Source organism: Roseovarius sp. (genome assembly GCF_027019125.1).
GTDB lineage: Bacteria > Pseudomonadota > Alphaproteobacteria > Rhodobacterales > Rhodobacteraceae > Roseovarius.
This window is the reverse complement of sequence record NZ_JALUXE010000027.1, coordinates 547,550-564,574: the sequence shown is the minus strand read 5'-3', so window position 1 is coordinate 564,574 and position 17,025 is coordinate 547,550. Positions and strand designations below refer to the sequence as shown.

At 65.0% G+C, this 17,025-nt stretch carries 16 protein-coding genes; 6 read left to right on the top strand and 10 right to left on the bottom strand.

The features are described 5' to 3' along the window. Positions 1-45: 45 nt before the first annotated feature. The 4 genes from metF to ptsP all read left to right on the top strand — a co-directional run bounded on the left by metF (position 46) and on the right by ptsP (position 5,098). Positions 46-912, top strand: a complete 867-nt coding sequence (metF, locus tag MVC20_RS10990; RefSeq protein WP_297541248.1) for a methylenetetrahydrofolate reductase [NAD(P)H] — start codon at positions 46-48, stop codon at positions 910-912. A gap of 61 nt (positions 913-973) precedes the next feature. Next, the gene (locus MVC20_RS10985; protein WP_297541246.1) at positions 974-1,465 is read left to right on the top strand and encodes a PaaI family thioesterase; all 492 of its coding nucleotides are present in this window, start codon (positions 974-976) and stop codon (positions 1,463-1,465) included. Positions 1,466-1,548: 83 nt separating this feature from the next. After that, entirely contained in the window at positions 1,549-2,787 is a 1,239-nt protein-coding gene (locus tag MVC20_RS10980) for an aspartate kinase (protein ID WP_297541244.1), read from the top strand. Positions 2,788-2,854: 67 nt separating this feature from the next. Continuing rightward, complete coding sequence (gene ptsP / locus MVC20_RS10975; protein WP_297541242.1) at positions 2,855-5,098, top strand: phosphoenolpyruvate--protein phosphotransferase; 2,244 nt, start codon at positions 2,855-2,857, stop codon at positions 5,096-5,098. Between the two features lie 22 nt (positions 5,099-5,120). Here the strand turns inward: ptsP and MVC20_RS10970 are convergent, their stop codons facing one another. The 4 genes from MVC20_RS10970 to MVC20_RS10955 form a co-directional block, all read right to left on the bottom strand. Next, positions 5,121-6,317 (bottom strand): biotin/lipoyl-binding protein, encoded by a 1,197-nt coding sequence (locus MVC20_RS10970; RefSeq protein ID WP_297541240.1) that lies wholly within the window; start codon positions 6,315-6,317, stop codon positions 5,121-5,123. Continuing rightward, positions 6,310-6,684 (bottom strand): hypothetical protein, encoded by a 375-nt coding sequence (locus tag MVC20_RS10965; protein WP_297541239.1) that lies wholly within the window; start codon positions 6,682-6,684, stop codon positions 6,310-6,312. The genes MVC20_RS10970 and MVC20_RS10965 overlap by 8 nt, the downstream gene beginning before the upstream one ends. 110 nt (positions 6,685-6,794) lie before the next feature. Then, entirely contained in the window at positions 6,795-7,565 is a 771-nt protein-coding gene (locus tag MVC20_RS10960; RefSeq protein WP_297541237.1) for an EcsC family protein, read from the bottom strand. Between the two features lie 54 nt (positions 7,566-7,619). Continuing rightward, positions 7,620-8,105: an N-acetyltransferase gene (locus tag MVC20_RS10955; RefSeq protein WP_297541236.1), complete on the bottom strand. Its 486-nt coding sequence runs from the start codon at positions 8,103-8,105 to the stop codon at positions 7,620-7,622. Between the two features lie 89 nt (positions 8,106-8,194). Here MVC20_RS10955 and MVC20_RS10950 point away from each other — a divergent pair, with 89 nt between their 5' ends. Continuing rightward, positions 8,195-8,800, top strand: coding sequence for a flavin reductase family protein (locus tag MVC20_RS10950; protein ID WP_297541234.1), 606 nt, complete (start codon positions 8,195-8,197; stop codon positions 8,798-8,800). Positions 8,801-8,865: 65 nt separating this feature from the next. Here the strand turns inward: MVC20_RS10950 and MVC20_RS10945 are convergent, their stop codons facing one another. Both MVC20_RS10945 and cobT read right to left on the bottom strand, forming a co-directional pair. Beyond that, positions 8,866-10,530 (bottom strand): iron ABC transporter permease, encoded by a 1,665-nt coding sequence (locus tag MVC20_RS10945; RefSeq protein ID WP_297541232.1) that lies wholly within the window; start codon positions 10,528-10,530, stop codon positions 8,866-8,868. A gap of 77 nt (positions 10,531-10,607) precedes the next feature. Beyond that, positions 10,608-11,624: a nicotinate-nucleotide--dimethylbenzimidazole phosphoribosyltransferase gene (cobT, locus tag MVC20_RS10940; protein WP_297541230.1), complete on the bottom strand. Its 1,017-nt coding sequence runs from the start codon at positions 11,622-11,624 to the stop codon at positions 10,608-10,610. Between the two features lie 78 nt (positions 11,625-11,702). Here cobT and cobS point away from each other — a divergent pair, with 78 nt between their 5' ends. After that, positions 11,703-12,461: an adenosylcobinamide-GDP ribazoletransferase gene (cobS, locus tag MVC20_RS10935; RefSeq protein WP_297541228.1), complete on the top strand. Its 759-nt coding sequence runs from the start codon at positions 11,703-11,705 to the stop codon at positions 12,459-12,461. Positions 12,462-12,518: 57 nt separating this feature from the next. Here the strand turns inward: cobS and MVC20_RS10930 are convergent, their stop codons facing one another. From MVC20_RS10930 to MVC20_RS10915, 4 genes are all read right to left on the bottom strand, one after another. Next, entirely contained in the window at positions 12,519-13,028 is a 510-nt protein-coding gene (locus tag MVC20_RS10930) for a CarD family transcriptional regulator (protein ID WP_297541226.1), read from the bottom strand. Positions 13,029-13,319: 291 nt separating this feature from the next. Next, positions 13,320-13,658 carry a ferredoxin FdxA gene (fdxA, locus tag MVC20_RS10925; RefSeq protein WP_297541224.1) on the bottom strand — a complete coding sequence of 113 codons (339 nt, stop codon included), beginning with the start codon at positions 13,656-13,658 and terminating at the stop codon, positions 13,320-13,322. Between the two features lie 52 nt (positions 13,659-13,710). After that, a complete protein-coding gene (locus MVC20_RS10920) occupies positions 13,711-14,091 on the bottom strand; it encodes an RNA-binding S4 domain-containing protein (protein ID WP_297541222.1) in 381 nt (126 codons plus the stop codon). Positions 14,092-14,095: 4 nt separating this feature from the next. Further along, positions 14,096-17,017, bottom strand: a complete 2,922-nt coding sequence (locus MVC20_RS10915; RefSeq protein ID WP_297541220.1) for a helicase-related protein — start codon at positions 17,015-17,017, stop codon at positions 14,096-14,098. Between the last annotated feature and the right edge of the window lie 8 nt (positions 17,018-17,025).

The window sequence follows — 17,025 nt, the reverse complement described above, 5'->3', positions numbered from 1 at the left end:
CAACAAGGGGACAACAGATAGCACGCCTGCACAGGATGACCCCAGATGAAAACGCCGCGTATCTCTTTTGAATTCTTCCCGCCCAAGACCCTGGAGGCCTCGTTCCGCCTTTGGGAGACGATCCACACGCTTGCCCCGCTCGATCCGCGCTTTGTCTCCGTGACCTATGGCGCGGGCGGCACGACGCGCGAATTGACACGCGAGGCGGTGGGCACGCTGCACAAGGCGACGGGCCTCAATGTGGCGGCACATCTGACCTGCGTCGATGCCAGCCGCGCCGAAACGCTAGAGATTGCCGAGCAGTTCGCGGCGGCAGGCGTGTCCGAGATCGTCGCCCTGCGCGGCGACCCGCCCAAGGGCGCGAACGGGTTTGTGCCCCACCCCGAAGGTTTCGCCAACAGCTGCGAGCTGATTTCGGCCTTGGCCGACACCGGCAAGTTCACCATCCGCGTCGGCGCCTACCCTGAAAAGCACCCCGAGGCAGCCGATCAACGCGCCGACATCGACTGGCTCAAGCGCAAGATCGACGCAGGCGCCTCCGAGGCGATCACGCAGTTCTTCTTTGAAGCCGAAACCTTCTTTCGCTTCCGCGATGCCTGCGCGGCGGCAGGGATCAATGCGCCGATCATTCCGGGTATCCTGCCGATTGAAAACTGGGTCGGGGCGCGCAAATTCGCGGCCTCTTGCGGCACGCAGGTGCCGGCATGGCTGGACGAGGCGTTCGACAAGGCCATCCGCGACGACCGGCATGACCTCTTGGCCACGGCACTCTGCACCGAACTCTGCGGTGAGCTGATCGAAGGCGGCATCGAAGACCTGCATTTCTACACGCTCAATCGCCCCGAACTGACCCGCGATGTCTGTCACGCCCTCGGCGTGACCCCCAAGGTGACGCTGCGCGACGTCGCCTGAGCGCTTGCCGCCCGTGTCGGCCCCGCCTACCCTGAGAGGAGCAGGGACAGGAGGGGCCGACATGCCGTCACATCACGCCACATCGCTGGAAGACTTGCCAGACCGCGCGGCAGTGCTGGTGCGGTCCGGCCTGGAGTTCATTCAGGACATGATCGCGGGCCGCCTGCCCGGCCCCCCGATCGGGGCCACGCTGGGATTTTCGGCCATCGAGGCCGCGCAGGGGCATGTGGTGTTCGAAGGGGCCGCGCGGTTTGACGTGACCAACCCGATGCGCGGCGTGCATGGCGGCTGGTATGGGGCGATCCTCGACAGTTGCATGGGCTGCGCGGTGATGACGGCCCTCGCACGCGGCGAGACTTACACGACCCTCGAATACAAGGTGAACATCATTCGCGCCCTGCCTCTTGACGTGCCGGTGCGGGCCATTGGCACGCTCGAGCACAAGGGCCGCTCGACCGCCGTGGCGCGAGGGGAATTGCGCGGCAGCACCGATGGGCGGCTCTATGCCACGGGCACGACGACCTGCCTGGTGATGCGCCCGGACAGCGCATAGATGCCCGCCCGCACAGCACCCCCTTGCACAGCGCCTTGCCCGCGCGTAAACCGCGCCCGATACTTCGGCTCAGGACTGCACCCATGCCCGTTCTCGTGATGAAATTCGGCGGCACTTCGGTCGCCAATATCGACCGCATCCGTCGCGCCGCCAAGCGCGTGGGATTGGAAGTGGCCAAGGGCTATGACGTCATCGTCATCGTCTCGGCCATGTCGGGCAAGACCAACGAGCTGGTGGGTTGGGTCAATGAAATCTCGCCGCTCCATGACGCGCGCGAATACGACGCCGTGGTCAGCTCGGGCGAGAATGTGACTGCGGGCCTGATGGCGCTCACCTTGCAGGAGATGGATATCCCGGCGCGCAGCTGGCAGGGGTGGCAGGTGCCGCTCAAGACCAATTCCGCGCATTCCGCCGCCCGGATCGAGGAGATTCCGACAGACAACATCAATGGACGCTTTGCCCAGGGCATGCGCGTGGCCGTGGTGGCAGGGTTTCAGGGCGTCAGCCCCGAGGGCCGCATCACCACGCTGGGGCGCGGCGGATCGGACACCACCGCCGTGGCCTTTGCCGCCGCCTTTGACGCGGAGCGCTGCGATATCTACACCGATGTGGACGGGGTCTATACCACCGACCCGCGCATCACCTCCAAGGCGCGCAAGCTCGAAAAGATCGCGTTCGAGGAAATGCTGGAACTGGCCTCGCTCGGGGCCAAGGTGCTACAGACCCGTTCCGTGGAACTGGCGATGCGCTATAATGTGAAACTGCGCGTGCTCAGCAGTTTCGAGGAACCATCTGATGAAGCCGGCACACTGGTCTGCGCCGAGGAGGAAATCATGGAATCACAGGTTGTCAGCGGCATCGCCTATTCCCGAGACGAGGCGAAAATGACGCTTATCTCGGTGGCGGACCGCCCCGGCATCGCCGCCGCCATCTTTGGCCCCCTGTCCGAGGCCGGGGTCAATGTCGATATGATCATCCAGAATATCGCCGAAGAGGGGCGCACCGACATGACCTTTTCCTGTCCCACGGATCAGGTCATCCGCGCCGAAAAGGCGCTGCGCGAGGCCAAGGAACGCGGCGACATCAACTATCACGACCTTGTGGCCGATACCAATGTGGCCAAGGTGTCTGCGGTGGGCATCGGGATGCGCAGCCAATCGGGTGTCGCGGCCAAGATGTTCAAGACGCTCAGCGATGAAGGAATCAACATCAAGGTGATTGCGACCTCCGAGATCAAGATTTCCGTGCTGATCGACCGGAAATACATGGAACTCGCGGTGCAGGCGCTGCATGATGCCTTCGAATTGGACAAAGCGGCCTGACCCGGCCAAGGAATCCCTGCTGCCGGGTCTGGCCAATCCCTGACTCCACCCCGGGGGACCGCCGTCGATGACCGAGCATTTCAAGACCGACAGCCGCCAGATGCTGGGCCGCCTGCGCGCCATCATGGCCGAGGACGCGGGCGGGCAGACGCGGCTTGACCAGATCACGCGCCTCATTGCCGAGGAAATGCGGATCGAGGTCTGCTCTATCTATCTCTTCCGCGATGAGGATACGCTGGAACTCTGCGCGACCGAGGGTCTGAAGGCCGAGGCCGTGCACCAGACCCGGATGCGCATGGGCGAGGGTCTGGTGGGCCGTGTGGCACGCACCGGCGAGGTGATCAACACCGACAACGCCCCGTCCGAACCCGGGTTTCGCTACATGCCGGAAACCGGGGAAGAGGCCTATTCGTCGTTTCTGGGTGTGCCGATCCAGCGACTAGGCGAAAAACTGGGCGTTCTGGTCGTGCAATCGAAACAGGCGCGGCTCTTTTCGGACGAGGAAATCTACGCGGTCGAGGTTGTCGCCATGGTTCTGGCCGAGATGGCGGAACTGGGCGCCTTCGTGGGTGAAGGCGCGGCCATGTCGGCGCGCCACAGCCAGGCGGTGCTGTTTCGCGGCACGAGCGCGCAGGAGGGCACGGCGCAGGGCCGCGTCTGGCTGCACGAGCCGCGCGTGGTCGTGACCAACCCCATCGCCGACGATCCGGCACGCGAGTTGGCGCGGCTGAACGAGGCGGTCGATACCCTGCGCGTGGGCGTGGACCGCATGCTGAGTTCCGCCAAAGGCGGCGACAAGGATCAGATGGAGATCCTCGAAGCCTATCGCATGTTTGCCAATTCCAAAGGCTGGATGCGCCGGATGGAGGCCAATATCGACAGTGGTCTCTCGGCAGAGGCCGCCGTGGAAAAGGAACAATCCGCCGCCCGCGCCCGCATGACCCAGGTGACCGACGCCTACCTGCGCGAGCGTCTGCACGATCTCGACGACCTCTCCAACCGGCTGTTGCGCATCCTGACCGGACAGGGCAACGAGACCGGCGCCGATATGCCCCCCGATCCGATCCTCGTCGCGCGCAACATCGGCCCGGCGGAGTTGCTCGATTACGGCCGCAGCCTCAAGGGGATCGTGCTGGAAGAAGGTTCGGTCGGCTCTCATGCCGCGATCGTGGCGCGTGCGCTGGCGATTCCGCTGGTGATCCATGCCAATCGCATCAGCACCGAGGCGCTCAATGGTGACCTCGTGCTTGTCGATGGCGATCAGGGCATCGTGCACCTGCGCCCCGATGATACGGTCGTTTCGGCCTTTCGCGACAAGATGGCGATGCAGGCTGAGGCGCAGCAGCGCTATGCCTCGATCCGTGACAAGCCCGCCGAAACGCTCTGCGGCCAGCGCATCAAGCTCAAGATGAATGCGGGCCTCATGGCGGACCTGCCCAGCCTTGTCGGATCAGGGGCCGAGGGCGTCGGGCTTTTCCGCACCGAATTGCAGTTTCTGATCCGCAACCACATGCCCAAGCGGGCCGAGCTGTCAGAGCTGTATGCGCGGGTGATGGATGCCGCAGGGCAACAGCGGGTGGTGTTTCGCACGCTCGACATCGGCTCGGACAAGGTGCTGCCCTATATGAAGCCGAATGACGAGCCGAACCCGGCGATGGGCTGGCGCGCGATCCGGGTGGGGCTCGACAAGCCGGGCGTCATGCGGATGCAGCTTCAGGCGCTCATTCGCGCGGCCAAAGGCCGGCCCCTGACGATCATGTTCCCGTTTGTCACGCAGCACGACGAATTCACCGCCGCCCGTGCCGAAATGGACAAGGCGCTGGAGCGCGAGCGTATTCTGGGCCATCCGATCCCCGAACAGATCGAAGTGGGCGCGATGCTGGAAACCCCGTCGCTGGCCTTTGCGCCGGATGCGTTTTATTCCGAGGTGGATTTCATCTCGGTGGGGGGCAATGACCTCAAGCAGTTCTTCTTTGCCGCCGACCGCGAGAACGAGCGCGTCCGCCGCCGCTATGACACGCTCAACCTCAGTTTTCTCAATTTCCTCGAAGGCATCGTCTATCGCTGCGCCACGCTGGGCACGCCGCTGAGCTTTTGTGGCGAGGATGCGGGACGCCCGATCGAGGCCGCCTGTCTGGCCGCCATCGGATTTCGCACGCTCTCGATGCGTCCCGCCTCGATCGGTCCGGTCAAGAGCCTGTTGCGGCGCATTGATCTGGGGGAATTGCGCGAGATCATCCATGCCGAGCGCGCGCGGGGCGCGCAAAGCGTGCGCCCGGCGGCGGTGGACTATCTGCGCGAACAGATGTGAGGGGCTGAGGCCTGGACAGGCCTCAGTGCCCGCCGCCCCCGGCAAGACCCACGCCCGACACCAGCGAACCCCAGACCTTGATGCGCAGGCCGACCGCCTTGACCACACCAGTGGCCGCGATGACATGGCCGAAGAACCCGTGCAGATTGTTGGTATAGGTCTGCACCATGCAGCCGCTGCCATCGAGCATGATCTTTTCATGTTCGGGATGGACCAGTTCCAGATAGACGAGGATCGAACCGCGCCGCAGCATTTCCGCCGGGTCCATGAGGCGGCCACCGGGCACGATCTGCCCCGTGGAAATCGCGGGCTGGACCGAGACCACCCGCGCGGGCAGGACCGCATTGTGAAAGGACAGGCTGAGGTTGCTGTCGCAGGCAATCTCGGCGGGCATGCCGGGATAGATCGTGTTGTTCGCCGCCTGCGCGAAACCCGCCACCGTCCGCACCGGCCATCCCTCGGGGCGATCCGGAATGATCACCATCGCGGGGCTGAGGATCAGGGTCGAGGCAGGGCTGCCCACGCTCAGCGCAAGCTGCGTGACGATGCCGCCCGAATAGCTATGCACCGAGGTTTGCTCCAGCGACACCTCGGCGCTGTGCAACGCGGCCTCGGCGGCGCGCCGCTGCGCCGGGAGGGTTTCGGAAATATCGGTTTCGGCCAAGGCAACCTGTGCCTCTGCCGCCGCCAATCCGGCCTCGGCAATGGCCACCGAGGATTCCAGTTGGCGCACCGCATCGCGCGTGCCCACATTGCGCGTGACCAGCGTCAGCGCATTGTCCAGATCGACCTTGAGCTTTTCGAGCGAGGACCGCGCCTCGACCACCGAGGCCTGGGCGACCTTGAGCGTCTCTGCGGCCTTGCTCTCGGCGGCTTCGATCTTGCCGAATTCCGCCTTTGCTTGTTCCAGCGCAGCGCGCTGGCTGCGGTCATCGACCCGGAACAGCAGATCGCCCGCTTCGACCCTCTGACCATTCTGCACGTTCAGCTCTGTCACCGGCCCGCTGGACTGCGCCACCACGGAAATGGTGCGAAAGGGAACGATGCCCGAATAGGACTTGGGGTGGAAATAGAAGATGACGAGGAACAGCAGAAAGGCCAGCACCGCCCAGATCAACACTGCCGTGCGCATGTTCCAGACGGTCATCGCCTCGCCCCGGCGCTTGAGCTGGAAATAGCGGATGATGACCGGGAAAGACGTCAGGAGAAGTTCAAGCATGGTCTCCCCCGTCTGTTTTGGTGTTGCCTTCAGGGGCGCTGTCGGGGTTCGCGCCGCGCAGGTTGAACCGCGACCAATCCGCCATGAGCGCAATCAGGATGGCGCTGATCGGCAAGAGAATGTTGAAATGCCCAAGCGGAAAGATCTCGTAGAGCAGGGCGATTGTCAGCATGGTGGGGATCGTCTTGGCCAGTGGCGTGCCATGCGATTGTTGCTCTGCCCAGCGATCGAAAGCCGCGTAGAGCGTAACCAGCCCGTAAACAACGCAAATCATCAGCGCGAGCGAGACCCAAGCCAGCGTGTCACCCTCGCCCGGTGACGCGAACCATCCGGGCAGCGCGGCACCATGTTCCCCTGTCGTTGCCATACCTGAAATCCATATTTACCAATGGACGTCAGCGTATGAGTTGCGCCCGTAATATCAAGAAAATAATTTGGGCGACCCTGCCTCTTTGCGTCGGCGCGGCGGGGTCTGGGTCAGGTGACGCGCCCCTGCGCCTCTTCGGCCCAGGCGCGAAACTCGGCAATCAGCGCCGCATGATCGCGACCCGAGTCGATGGCCAGCCGCCGCAGCCCGAAATGCACCTGCGCCATGTCCTGATAATAGCGGGTATAGGCATAGTTGGTCGCGGCCCCCGCCGCAGCCCCCAGAATGGGCACCGTCTGCGCTGCAAGCTTTTGGCCCAGAACCGCCGCAAGCCGCGGAGCCACACGTGCAATCAGCGCATTGAGCGCGGGGCCCGTGACCGTCATCCGGCTGCCCAGAAAGCCCAGATTGGCCCCATCGTCGCGTTCAAGCGGCCCTGCCGCCCCAAAGACCTGCACCGAGTCGAATCGCACGCCCGGCTCGGATGGGTCGAACCCATGTTCCACCGCCACATCCTGAATCGCGCGCAAGAGCACCGTCACCGTGACCGGCAACTCGGCCAGCGCCGTAGGCAGGCCGCCCATGCCGCCCACCGCCCCCATCGAGGTGGTCAGCGCCCGGGCCATCCAGCCGGGCTGATCGCCCACCACCCCGCGCGAGCGATGCGCCATTTCGGCGGCACGGCGCAGCGCCTCTTCGGTGGTCTCGTTGAGCCGCGCGCGCAAGGCAGGCGGCAGACGGTCAAGCAGCCCCTCGGCCCGGCCGCCCACGAGGTTGAGCAGGTCGATCACGCCATTGCCCGCCTGCGCGTTGCGCGCCACCAGCGCGCGCAAGCGCCGCTCGGTCTCGGCCTCGTCAATCGGTCGGCCCAATAGCTCCATGCGCGTGCCTCATCCTCGTTGCCCAGGTTGAACTGGCCACGGCAGGGCCTGAATTCAAGCGTCGCGGCCCACTTTCCCGGCCACATCCTTCCATGCGCCGGGGCGCAATTCCAGCCCCAGAACGCGCTCGGGGTTGGTGGGGGGCGGCATTTCCACCGCTTCCAGCTTGGCAAAGCCAAAGCGGCTGTAATAGGGCGCATCGCCCACGAGGATCACCCGCTCCCAGCCCAGCGCTGCCGCGCGCTCCAGACTGTCGCGCATCAGCAGCGCGCCCAGTCCCTCGCCTTGATGGGTGGGATGCACCGCCACCGGCCCCAGCAAGAGCGCCCGCGCCGGGCCGATCCGAACGGGCCAATAGCGGATCGCCCCCGCCAGAATGCCCGCACCATCACGCACGACGCGGCACAGATCGCGCACGGGCGGCACATCATCGCGCAGCCGGTAAGACGACAGCGCCTCGCGCCCCGGTGCGAAACACAGGTCATAGAGGGCCTCAACCTCCCAGTAATCAACGGGTTGCTCCGTCTCGAGGGTGAACATGCCGCGCGTTGCCCTTGCCAAAAATCGACTGGCCATGCGCGTAGCACGACGTTACGACAGGCACAAACCCGATGACCAAGGAGAAGCGGATGTTTTACCGACCCGAAGAGGGCCATGGCCTGCCGCATAACCCGTTCAATGCCATCGTGACACCGCGCCCGATCGGCTGGATTTCGACCCGTGGGGCCGACGGGCAGGACAATCTGGCGCCTTATTCGTTCTTCAACGCGGTGGCCTATGTGCCGCCGCAGGTGATGTTTGCCTCGACCAGCGCCAAGCCGGATCGCGGCGACACCAAGGACAGCGTCGCCAATATCCGCGAAACAGGTGTCTTTTGCGTCAATATCGTGAGCGAGGCGCTGCGCGACGCGATGAACAGGACCTCGGGCGCATGGGGGCGTGAGGTGGATGAATTCACCGATGCAGGTTTGGAAAAGGCGGATTGCGAAACCATCGCCTGCGCCCGTGTCGCGGCCAGCCCGGCCAGTCTGGAATGCAAGCTGACCCAGATCGTGCAATTGCCCGGCGAGGCGAATTTCGTGGTCTTCGGCGAGGTCACGGGCGTGCACATGCGCGATGACTGCATGGTCGAGGGCCGGTTCGACGTGACGCGCTTCAATCCGCTGACGCGGCTCGGGTATCAGGATTATTCCGTGATCCGCGAGACCTTCAGCCTGAAGCGACCGGGGGAGTAAGGCCGCACACCATTGGTTTCAGGAAAGTTTAAAACTTTCCTGACCGGAATTTTTTAAAAATTCCGTCACCCTGCCGAAATCGCCGTGCCAATCTTGGCTGCACGCCGCCCCATGCTCTCGCGGCCCAGCGTGCGGCAAAGAATGAGCACCGGAATGAGGCCAAAGCCCACCAGCACCAGCGAGGGCACTGCCGCCTCGGACAGACGTTCATCGGCGGCAAGGCGATGGGCCTGCACTGCCAGCGTCTGAAAGTCGAAGGGATGCAGGATCAGCGTGGCAGGCAATTCCTTCATCACATCGACAAAGACGATCAACAGCGCCGTCAGAACCGAAGTGCGCGCCACCGGCAGATGCACCCGTGTCAACAGCTTGGGTCCCGGCTGACCCAGGGAACGGCCAATCGCATCCAGATGCCCCGGCACCGTCGCCATGCCACTGTCATAGGCGTTGAGCGCCGCCGCCATGAACCGCACCACATAGGCCATGATCATGAGCCAGATTGATCCGGTGATCAAAAGCCCGGTGCGGATGCCGAATGTCTCGTCCATGAAGGCGTCAATGGCGTTGTCCAGCCCCGCCATCGGCACCATGAGGCCCACCGCAATCACGCCGCCCGGCACCGCATAGCCCAGACCCGCCCCCATCACCAACCAGCGGGCGCTGCGCCCTGGCCGGGTGCGGGCGCGAAACCCCACGAGGATCGCCCCCGCCACCGTCAGCACCGCCGCCACACTGGCCAGGAGCACGGAATTGGACATGAACCCCAGGTAGCGCGCCGAGAGGATATTCTGGCCCGAGCCGATGGCCATTTCCCCCAGCATGATCACCGGGATGATGAACCCCAGCAGCACCGGCAGAAAACAGAGCACAAAGGCCCCCCAGCCCGCAGGCCCGCGCAATTCGGGGCGCTCCATCGTCTCGAACCGCGCGCCGCGTCCGGCGGTGCGCGACCGCCCCCGGCTTGCCCGCTCCAACCCCGCCAGAAGCAGCGCAAAACTGAGCAGGCAGAGCGCCAGTTGCGCCGCCGCTGCCCGGTCGCCCAGGCTGAACCACGCCTGATAGATGCCGGTGGCAAAGGTCTGGACATTGAAAAACGCCACCGTGCCGAAATCGGCGATGGTCTCCATGATCGCCAAGAGCGCGCCGCCCGCAATCGCCGGGCGCGCCATCGGCAGGGCCACGCGCCAGAAGGCCTGCATCGGCGAGCGCCCGAGCGTGCGCGCCACAAGGAACGCATTGCCGGATTGCTGCCGGAACGAGGCGCGCGCCAGCAAGTAGACATATGGATAAAGCACGATGGTCAGCATCAGGGCCGCCCCGCCCAGGCTGCGCACCTCCGGAAACCAGTAATCGCGCGGCCCCCAGCCAGTGAGCGCGCGCAGGGCGGTCTGCACCGGGCCGGGATGATCCAGGAAGTGCGTATAGGCATAGGCCATGACATAGGCCGGAAAGGCCAGCGGCAGCGCCAGCGCCACCTCCAGCACTCGCACACCGGGAAAACGGTAGACCGTCACCAGCCAGGCCGTGACCGATCCGATCACCGCCGTGCTGACACCAACGATCGCCACCAAGGTCAGCGTCGTTGCGGTATAGCGCGGCAGGACCGAGGACAGCACCTCGCGCCATGTCTGCAAATCCCCCGCAAAGGCCGCAAGCGCCGCCGCGAGGATGGGCGCGAGACAGAGCGCGACCACGACCCAGGCGAGGCGGTGCAATAGGGTTTCACTCATGGGCTTGATGCTCCGGCATAATCCGACGGTTTTTATCAGTATTCCGGGGCGGCAGGCGGGTCAAGCCGATGCGGCCCTCACGCCCCGGACACGCCCGCCTCGGCAAAGGTGGCCATGCCGGAATGGCAGGCCAGCGCCGCCTGCACCACGCCGATGGCCAGCGCCCCGCCCGACCCTTCGCCCAGACGCAGGCCCAGCGACAAGAGCGGCACCCTGCCCAGTTCCTGAAGCAGGCGCGCATGTCCCGGCTCGGCGCTGACATGGCCCGCCACCACATGATCCAGCGCCCCGGGGCAGTGCACCTCCAGACAGGCAGCGGCGGCAGTGCAGATAAAGCCGTCGAGAACCACCGGAATGCGCAACTGTCGCGCCCGTGCCATGGCCCCCGCCATCGCCGCCAATTCGCGCCCGCCCAAGCGGCGCAAGATCTCCAGCCCGCCCGCGCCGCGGGCGTCATTGACCGCCACCGCGCGCGCCACGATCTGCGCCTTGTGCGCCAGCGCCCCGTCGGCAAGCCCGGTGCCGCGCCCGGTCCAATCCACGGCGTCGCCGCCATAGAGCGCCAGCGCAATCGCCGCCGCAGAGGTGGTGTTGCCAATGCCCATTTCACCCACGACCAAAAGGTCAGAGGCTGGATCGACCGCCGCCCAACCGCTGTCGAGCGCGGCGACGACCTCTGCCTCGGACATGGCCGCACAGAGGCTGATGTCGCCCGTGGGCCGATCAAGATCGAGCGCCACCACATCCATCCGCGCGCCGACCTGCGCCGCCAATTGATTGACCGCAGCCCCCCCGGCGCGGAAATTGGCCACCATCTGCGCCGTGACTTCGGCGGGAAAGGCAGAGATACCCTGCGCAACCACCCCGTGATTGCCCGCGAAAACAATCACTTGTGGCGCCCTTACCCGCGCCCGCGCATCGCCGCGCCAGCCACAATACCAGAGCGCCAGCTCCTCGAGCCGCCCCAAGGCACCGGGGGGTTTGGTGAGCTGCGCATCGCGGGCTTGCGCGGCGCCCGTGGCCGCCGCATCGGGGCCGGGTGCCTCTCGCAAGAGTGCGCCGAAATCCGAGAGCGAAGAGAAGGCGGGCACCATGCAAAGCCTCATTGATTGTGATCCGCCCTTTCTGTATCGCAGGCAGAGCCCCCGCCCCAGATGAAAAAGGGCACGCCCATGGCAGAAAACGACAAGGCCTTGATCCGCCTGAGGGATATGCCCCTTGCACTGAGCCTGCTCAGCCGTTTGCCGGTGCCGCTGCGGCGGTTTGATCGGGGCGCGCGCGCGGCCTGGGCCTATCCGCTGGCAGGGCTGGTGTTGGGCGGGATTGCGGGCCTGGGCGGTTTGATGGCCCTGGCGCTGGGGCTGCCCACACCGCTTGTGGCGCTGATCGCGCTGGCCCTGCCCATCATTCTGAGCGGCGCGATGCACGAGGATGGCCTGGCCGATACCTCCGATGGCCTCTGGGGCGGCTGGACGCCCGAACGACGGCTCGAGATCATGAAGGACAGCCATATCGGCAGCTATGGCGTGATCGCGCTCGTCCTGTCGCTGGGCGCGCGCGGCGTGGCGCTCTGGCTGCTCTTTGAGGCCAGCCCGGCCACGGCGACAACCGCCCTTCTGGCGGCCGCCCTCTTGTCGCGCGCGATGATGACGGGGGTCATGTGCGCCCTGCCCCATGCCCGCGCCAATGGGCTGTCGCAGGCGCAGGGCCGTCCGCCGCGGACCACGGCCCTCTTGGGGCTGGCGATAGCGGTGGCGCTGACCTTTGGCCTTGTCGGGGCGGCGGGGCTGGGCGCCCTTGTTGCCGCCGGGATCGTCACCTGTGCAATCGCCCTCATTGCCCGCGCCAAGATCGGCGGGCAGACGGGTGACATCCTCGGGGCCACGCAGCAACTGGCGGAAATCGCGGTGCTGATCAGCCTCTTGCCCTGACTGACGAAAAAAGCCGCGTCCGAGAACGCGGCCCTTTCCAAATCTTTGTGGCGTGGTTCACGCGGCGCGCGACACCAGCACCTCATCCACCTTGCGCGCGGCCAGAACCTCGTCACCGCCCGAAACGGCAGCGACTTCGCGCGTCAGACGCTCGAGTGCGGCCTCGTAGAGCTGACGCTCGGAATAGCTCTGCTCGCGCTGATCGTCCGAGCGGTGCAGGTCGCGCACCACCTCGGCAATGGCGATCAGATCGCCAGAGTTGATCTTTTGCTCGTATTCCTGCGCCCGACGCGACCACATGGCGCGCTTGACCTTGGCCTTGCCCTTGAGCGTGCTCATGGCCTTGGACACGACATCGGGGCTGGACAGCCCACGCATACCGATTTCCGTGGCCTTGTTGGTGGGCACCCGCAGGGTCATCTTGTCCTTTTCAAAGGAGATCACGAACAGTTCCAGCTTGATGCCGGCGATTTCCTGCTCTTCGATCGAAACGATCTGGCCCACGCCATGGGCGGGGTATACAACGTAATCATCGGGGCGAAATTCGGACTTCTTGGTCTTCGACATTCAGGTCTTCCTCGCAGGGCTGCCAGCTCGGACGCACAAAAACACATGCCAAGGGCCAATGCGGTCCACGGTATATGTGTATCTGTCGCAGAGAAATCCACCCCCGGGCAGCAACGCGGGTGAATGGATATCAGGCACATTTGATCTTGTCATGAAACTGTATCACAAAAAACCGCCCAATGAAAGGGCGGTGTTTTGGTGCGTGTCATTCACCCCCGCAAATCAAGGGTTTATCCGCTTCACGTTTTCGCGCGCGGCCCGCTTTGACGGCTGAGCGCCGCGAATCAGGTTTCAGCCGCCCTGACCGGGAGCCTCGGAGAAGTATTTCTCGAGCTTGCCAGCCTCGCCGTCGCGCTCTTCCGCCTCGGGCAGCGGGTCTTTCTTGGTGATGATCACCGGCCACATTTCCGCATATTTGCGGTTGAACTCGACCCATTTTTCCATGTCCGGCTCTGTGTCCGGGCGGATCGCATCGGCGGGGCATTCCGGTTCGCACACACCACAGTCGATGCATTCATCAGGATGAATGACCAGCATGTTCTCGCCCTCATAGAAACAGTCGACCGGGCAGACCTCGACACAGTCGGTGTATTTGCAGGCGATACAGGCGTCGTTCACGATATAGGTCATTGCCGTCTCTCATTCTTGCCGAATTGCGCCTCACCTAATCCAGTGGGGCGGATCAATCAAGCGGTCCCGATTCATTGAGGTCGAGTTTGCGACGGTCGCGCTTGGTCGGGCGCCCTTTTCCCTCAAATTTGGGCGCGGGCGGAACACTGTCCTGCGTCACCGGGTCGCTCAGATCGTCATAGAGCGTCTGCGCCTCGGGCGCGGGGCCGCGCCGGGTGCCCAGCTCCAGAATCCGCACCACGCGCACCCGCTCTGCCTGCGCAAAGGTCAGAACATCGCCCGGCCCCACCGCCTGCGCGGGCTTGGTCGCACGCACACCGTTGACGCGCACATGCCCGGCAGAGATTTCCTTGGCCGAGAGCGTGCGCGTCTTGAAGAACCGCGCCTGCCAGAGCCATTTGTCGAGGCGGATCTTGGGTGCAGGTCCGTCCAAGACCTCAGCCCTTGGTCCTCAGCCCCATCAGTGCTGCGGCGAAGGGATTGTCCGGGTCGATCCGGTCATTGCGTTTCTCGGGCTTGGCGGCATAGGTCTTGGGCTGCTCATCGCGGGCGTCGCGCGGTTTGCCCTTGCCGGGCTTGCCGCGCGGCTTGCCTCCCTGGCGGTGCGGACGGTCCCGCTTTTGCCCGCCGGCACCCTCGCTTGCTGCTCCGTCACCGGACTGAGCGCCGCGCGGGCCGCGCCCGCCCTGCCCTCTGCCTTGCGCCGGGCGCTCGCCACGGGGGCGATTTGCGCGCGGGGCCCAAGTGAAGGTGTAATAGACCTCGATCTCAGCGGCCGCGACCTCTGGTGTCTCACCGGGAGCCAGCTCTTCGGCAGGGGTCTCGTCGAGCGCGGCAGGCACCTCGACCTCGCCGACAGGCTCTGCCGCGACGGGGGCAACCCCCTCATCGGGAATATCCGCAACCACATCGCCCGCCGTTTCGGCCTCTACGGCCTGTGCGGCATCGGCGGGGGCATCCACGATGGCCTGATCCACCGGCTTGACCTTTTCACGCTCCCCGCGCTCGGCCTTGTAGCCCAGCCCCTGCATGAGCAACGCGAATTGCTCGAGCGTCATGCCGGTGATCGAGAGCATGTCGGGCTTGGCCTCGAACCCGGCGCGGGTATCCTCGCTGCGCAGCATGTCGGCCAGACGTTCGAGCATGTCGATCCGGATCGCGCGCTCGCCCGCGGCGCGATAGCCCGCCATGGTAAAATATCCCTTGGGCGCGTCGCTGCGCGCCGGCACCGTCACCAGACCGGGCGGCGGCGCCTCGGGGAACTCGTCCATCCCCTGCGCCAGCGACCACAGCACCAGACGCAGGCGCGTCGGCGCAGGCTTGAGCAGGAGCGGCAGAAACACCGTGAACTGGCCAAAGCGGATGCCATGCTTGCGCAGCGCACCGCGCGCCTCTTGATCCAGCGCCTTGACCTCGTCGGCCACCTCGCCGCGCGGGATCAGGCCCATCGCCTCGACCATGCGAAAGCCAAAGCCCCGCGCCAGACCGTTCAGCGTCTCGTCGCGCTGAATGTTCAGGAGCGGCTCGAACAGCGTGGCAATCCGGCGGTCGATGTAATGCTGCAAGCGGCGCTGCACCTTGGCCGCCACATCGGCGCCCGCCTCGTCATCGACAAAGGCCACGACCTGCGGCTTCAACGGATCGGCACCGGGCGTGAGCTTGCCCACCGCCTCCTTGCCCCACAAGAGGCCGCCTTGCTCGGTAAAGTCGATCTCGGTGTCGGGGGCGTTGTAGAAACGATCCGCCTTGAGATGGAAGTGCGGGGCCAGGGCCGCAACGCTCGCCTGTTGCAGCGTTCGGGCCTCTTTGCCCGCCGCCGCGCGGTCCTGCATGAAGCGGAACCCTTCGAGCCGTCCGACGAATTCGCCCTCGACGGTCACATCACCTTGATCGTTTACTTCGGCCACCATGGCTTCCTTCTGCTTGAGCCGGCGCAACAGAACCGAGGTGCGCCGATCCACAAATCTCTGGGTCAGCGCGCCATGAAGCGCATCCGACAGGCGGTCTTCTACAGCGCGTGTCGCGCCGCGCCAATGGTTTTCGTCATCGAGCCAGCCTTTTCGCTGCGCGACATAGGTCCATGTGCGGATATATGCCAAGCGTTTGGACAGCGTGTCGATATCGCCATCGGTGCGGTCGATGCGCGCCACCTGCTGTGCCAGCCAGTCATCGGGCACGCGGCCATAGTCGGTGAGATCGCAATAAATCCGCTCGAGCAGGCTGGCATGTTCGGCGGCGCTGATGCCGCGAAAGTCGGGAATGCGGCACACATCCCACAAGAGTTTCACCGCAGTGCCGCCAATCGCGCGCTGTGCCACGTCAGGCTGTTCCGCCAGCGTCTTGAGCGCGCCCAGATCGTCCGCTTCGCGGGCGCGAACCAGCAAGTCGTGATCCGGTCGCGCCTCGAGGCTGGCGATGAGTGCGGCCGTGGTGCCGAATTGTAGCCGCGCATTGCGCCATTCCAGCTTGCGGATGGGGGCAAAGCGATGCTCCATGATCGCCTCGGCCAACTCGGGATCGAGGTCCGGCGCCTCGCCGGTCACGCCAAAGGTGCCGTTGTTCATCCCCCGCCCCGCGCGCCCGGCGATCTGCCCCAACTCATTGGGCTGCAAATAGCGCATCCGACGCCCGTCGAATTTGCTGAGCGAGGAAAAGGCCACGTGGCTGATATCGAGATTGAGCCCCATGCCGATGGCGTCGGTCGCCACGAGATAATCGACATCGCCATTCTGATAGAGCTCGACCTGCGCATTCCGGGTGCGCGGGCTGAGTGCCCCCATGACCACCGCAGCGCCGCCCTTCTGCCTGCGCAAAAGCTCGGCCATGGCATAGACGTTTTCCACGGAAAAACCCACGATGGCGCTGCGGGCGGGCATCTTGGCGATCTTGCGCGGGCCGGTATAGGTCAGTTGCGACATGCGTTCGCGGCTCAGGAACTCCACCCCCGGCACCAGCGCGGCAATGGTTTGGCGCATGGTGTGGCTGCCCAGAAACTGCGTCTCGCGCAGCCCGCGCATCCGCAAGAGGCGGTCGGTAAAGACATGGCCACGCTCGGGATCGGCACAAAGCTGAATTTCATCCACCGCCACGAAATCCGCACCCATCCCCTCGGGCATCGCCTCGACGGTGCAGACCCAGTATTGCGCGCGCTCGGGCACGATCCGCTCTTCGCCTGTGACGAGCGCCACGACAGAGGGTCCGCGCACCGCGACGATCTTGTCATAGACCTCGCGCGCCAACAGGCGCAGCGGCAGGCCGATGATGCCCGTGCGATAGCCCAGCATGCGCTCGATGGCATAATGCGTCTTGCCGGTATTGGTCGGGCCCAGAACCGCGAAGGTTCTTGACTGCTCGGACATCCGCCCTG

Bases quoted from the DNA above. Each gene is read 5' to 3' on its own strand.
- metF (WP_297541248.1), top strand. From the start codon at position 46: ATGAAAACGCCGCGTATCTCTTTTGAATTCTTCCCGCCCAAGACCCTG.
- MVC20_RS10985 (WP_297541246.1), top strand. From the start codon at position 974: ATGCCGTCACATCACGCCACATCGCTGGAAGACTTGCCAGACCGCGCG.
- MVC20_RS10980 (WP_297541244.1), top strand. From the start codon at position 1,549: ATGCCCGTTCTCGTGATGAAATTCGGCGGCACTTCGGTCGCCAATATC.
- ptsP (WP_297541242.1), top strand. From the start codon at position 2,855: ATGACCGAGCATTTCAAGACCGACAGCCGCCAGATGCTGGGCCGCCTG.
- MVC20_RS10970 (WP_297541240.1), bottom strand. From the start codon at position 6,317: ATGCTTGAACTTCTCCTGACGTCTTTCCCGGTCATCATCCGCTATTTC.
- MVC20_RS10965 (WP_297541239.1), bottom strand. From the start codon at position 6,684: ATGGCAACGACAGGGGAACATGGTGCCGCGCTGCCCGGATGGTTCGCG.
- MVC20_RS10960 (WP_297541237.1), bottom strand. From the start codon at position 7,565: ATGGAGCTATTGGGCCGACCGATTGACGAGGCCGAGACCGAGCGGCGC.
- MVC20_RS10955 (WP_297541236.1), bottom strand. From the start codon at position 8,105: ATGTTCACCCTCGAGACGGAGCAACCCGTTGATTACTGGGAGGTTGAG.
- MVC20_RS10950 (WP_297541234.1), top strand. From the start codon at position 8,195: ATGTTTTACCGACCCGAAGAGGGCCATGGCCTGCCGCATAACCCGTTC.
- MVC20_RS10945 (WP_297541232.1), bottom strand. From the start codon at position 10,530: ATGAGTGAAACCCTATTGCACCGCCTCGCCTGGGTCGTGGTCGCGCTC.
- cobT (WP_297541230.1), bottom strand. From the start codon at position 11,624: ATGGTGCCCGCCTTCTCTTCGCTCTCGGATTTCGGCGCACTCTTGCGA.
- cobS (WP_297541228.1), top strand. From the start codon at position 11,703: ATGGCAGAAAACGACAAGGCCTTGATCCGCCTGAGGGATATGCCCCTT.
- MVC20_RS10930 (WP_297541226.1), bottom strand. From the start codon at position 13,028: ATGTCGAAGACCAAGAAGTCCGAATTTCGCCCCGATGATTACGTTGTA.
- fdxA (WP_297541224.1), bottom strand. From the start codon at position 13,658: ATGACCTATATCGTGAACGACGCCTGTATCGCCTGCAAATACACCGAC.
- MVC20_RS10915 (WP_297541220.1), bottom strand. From the start codon at position 17,017: ATGTCCGAGCAGTCAAGAACCTTCGCGGTTCTGGGCCCGACCAATACC.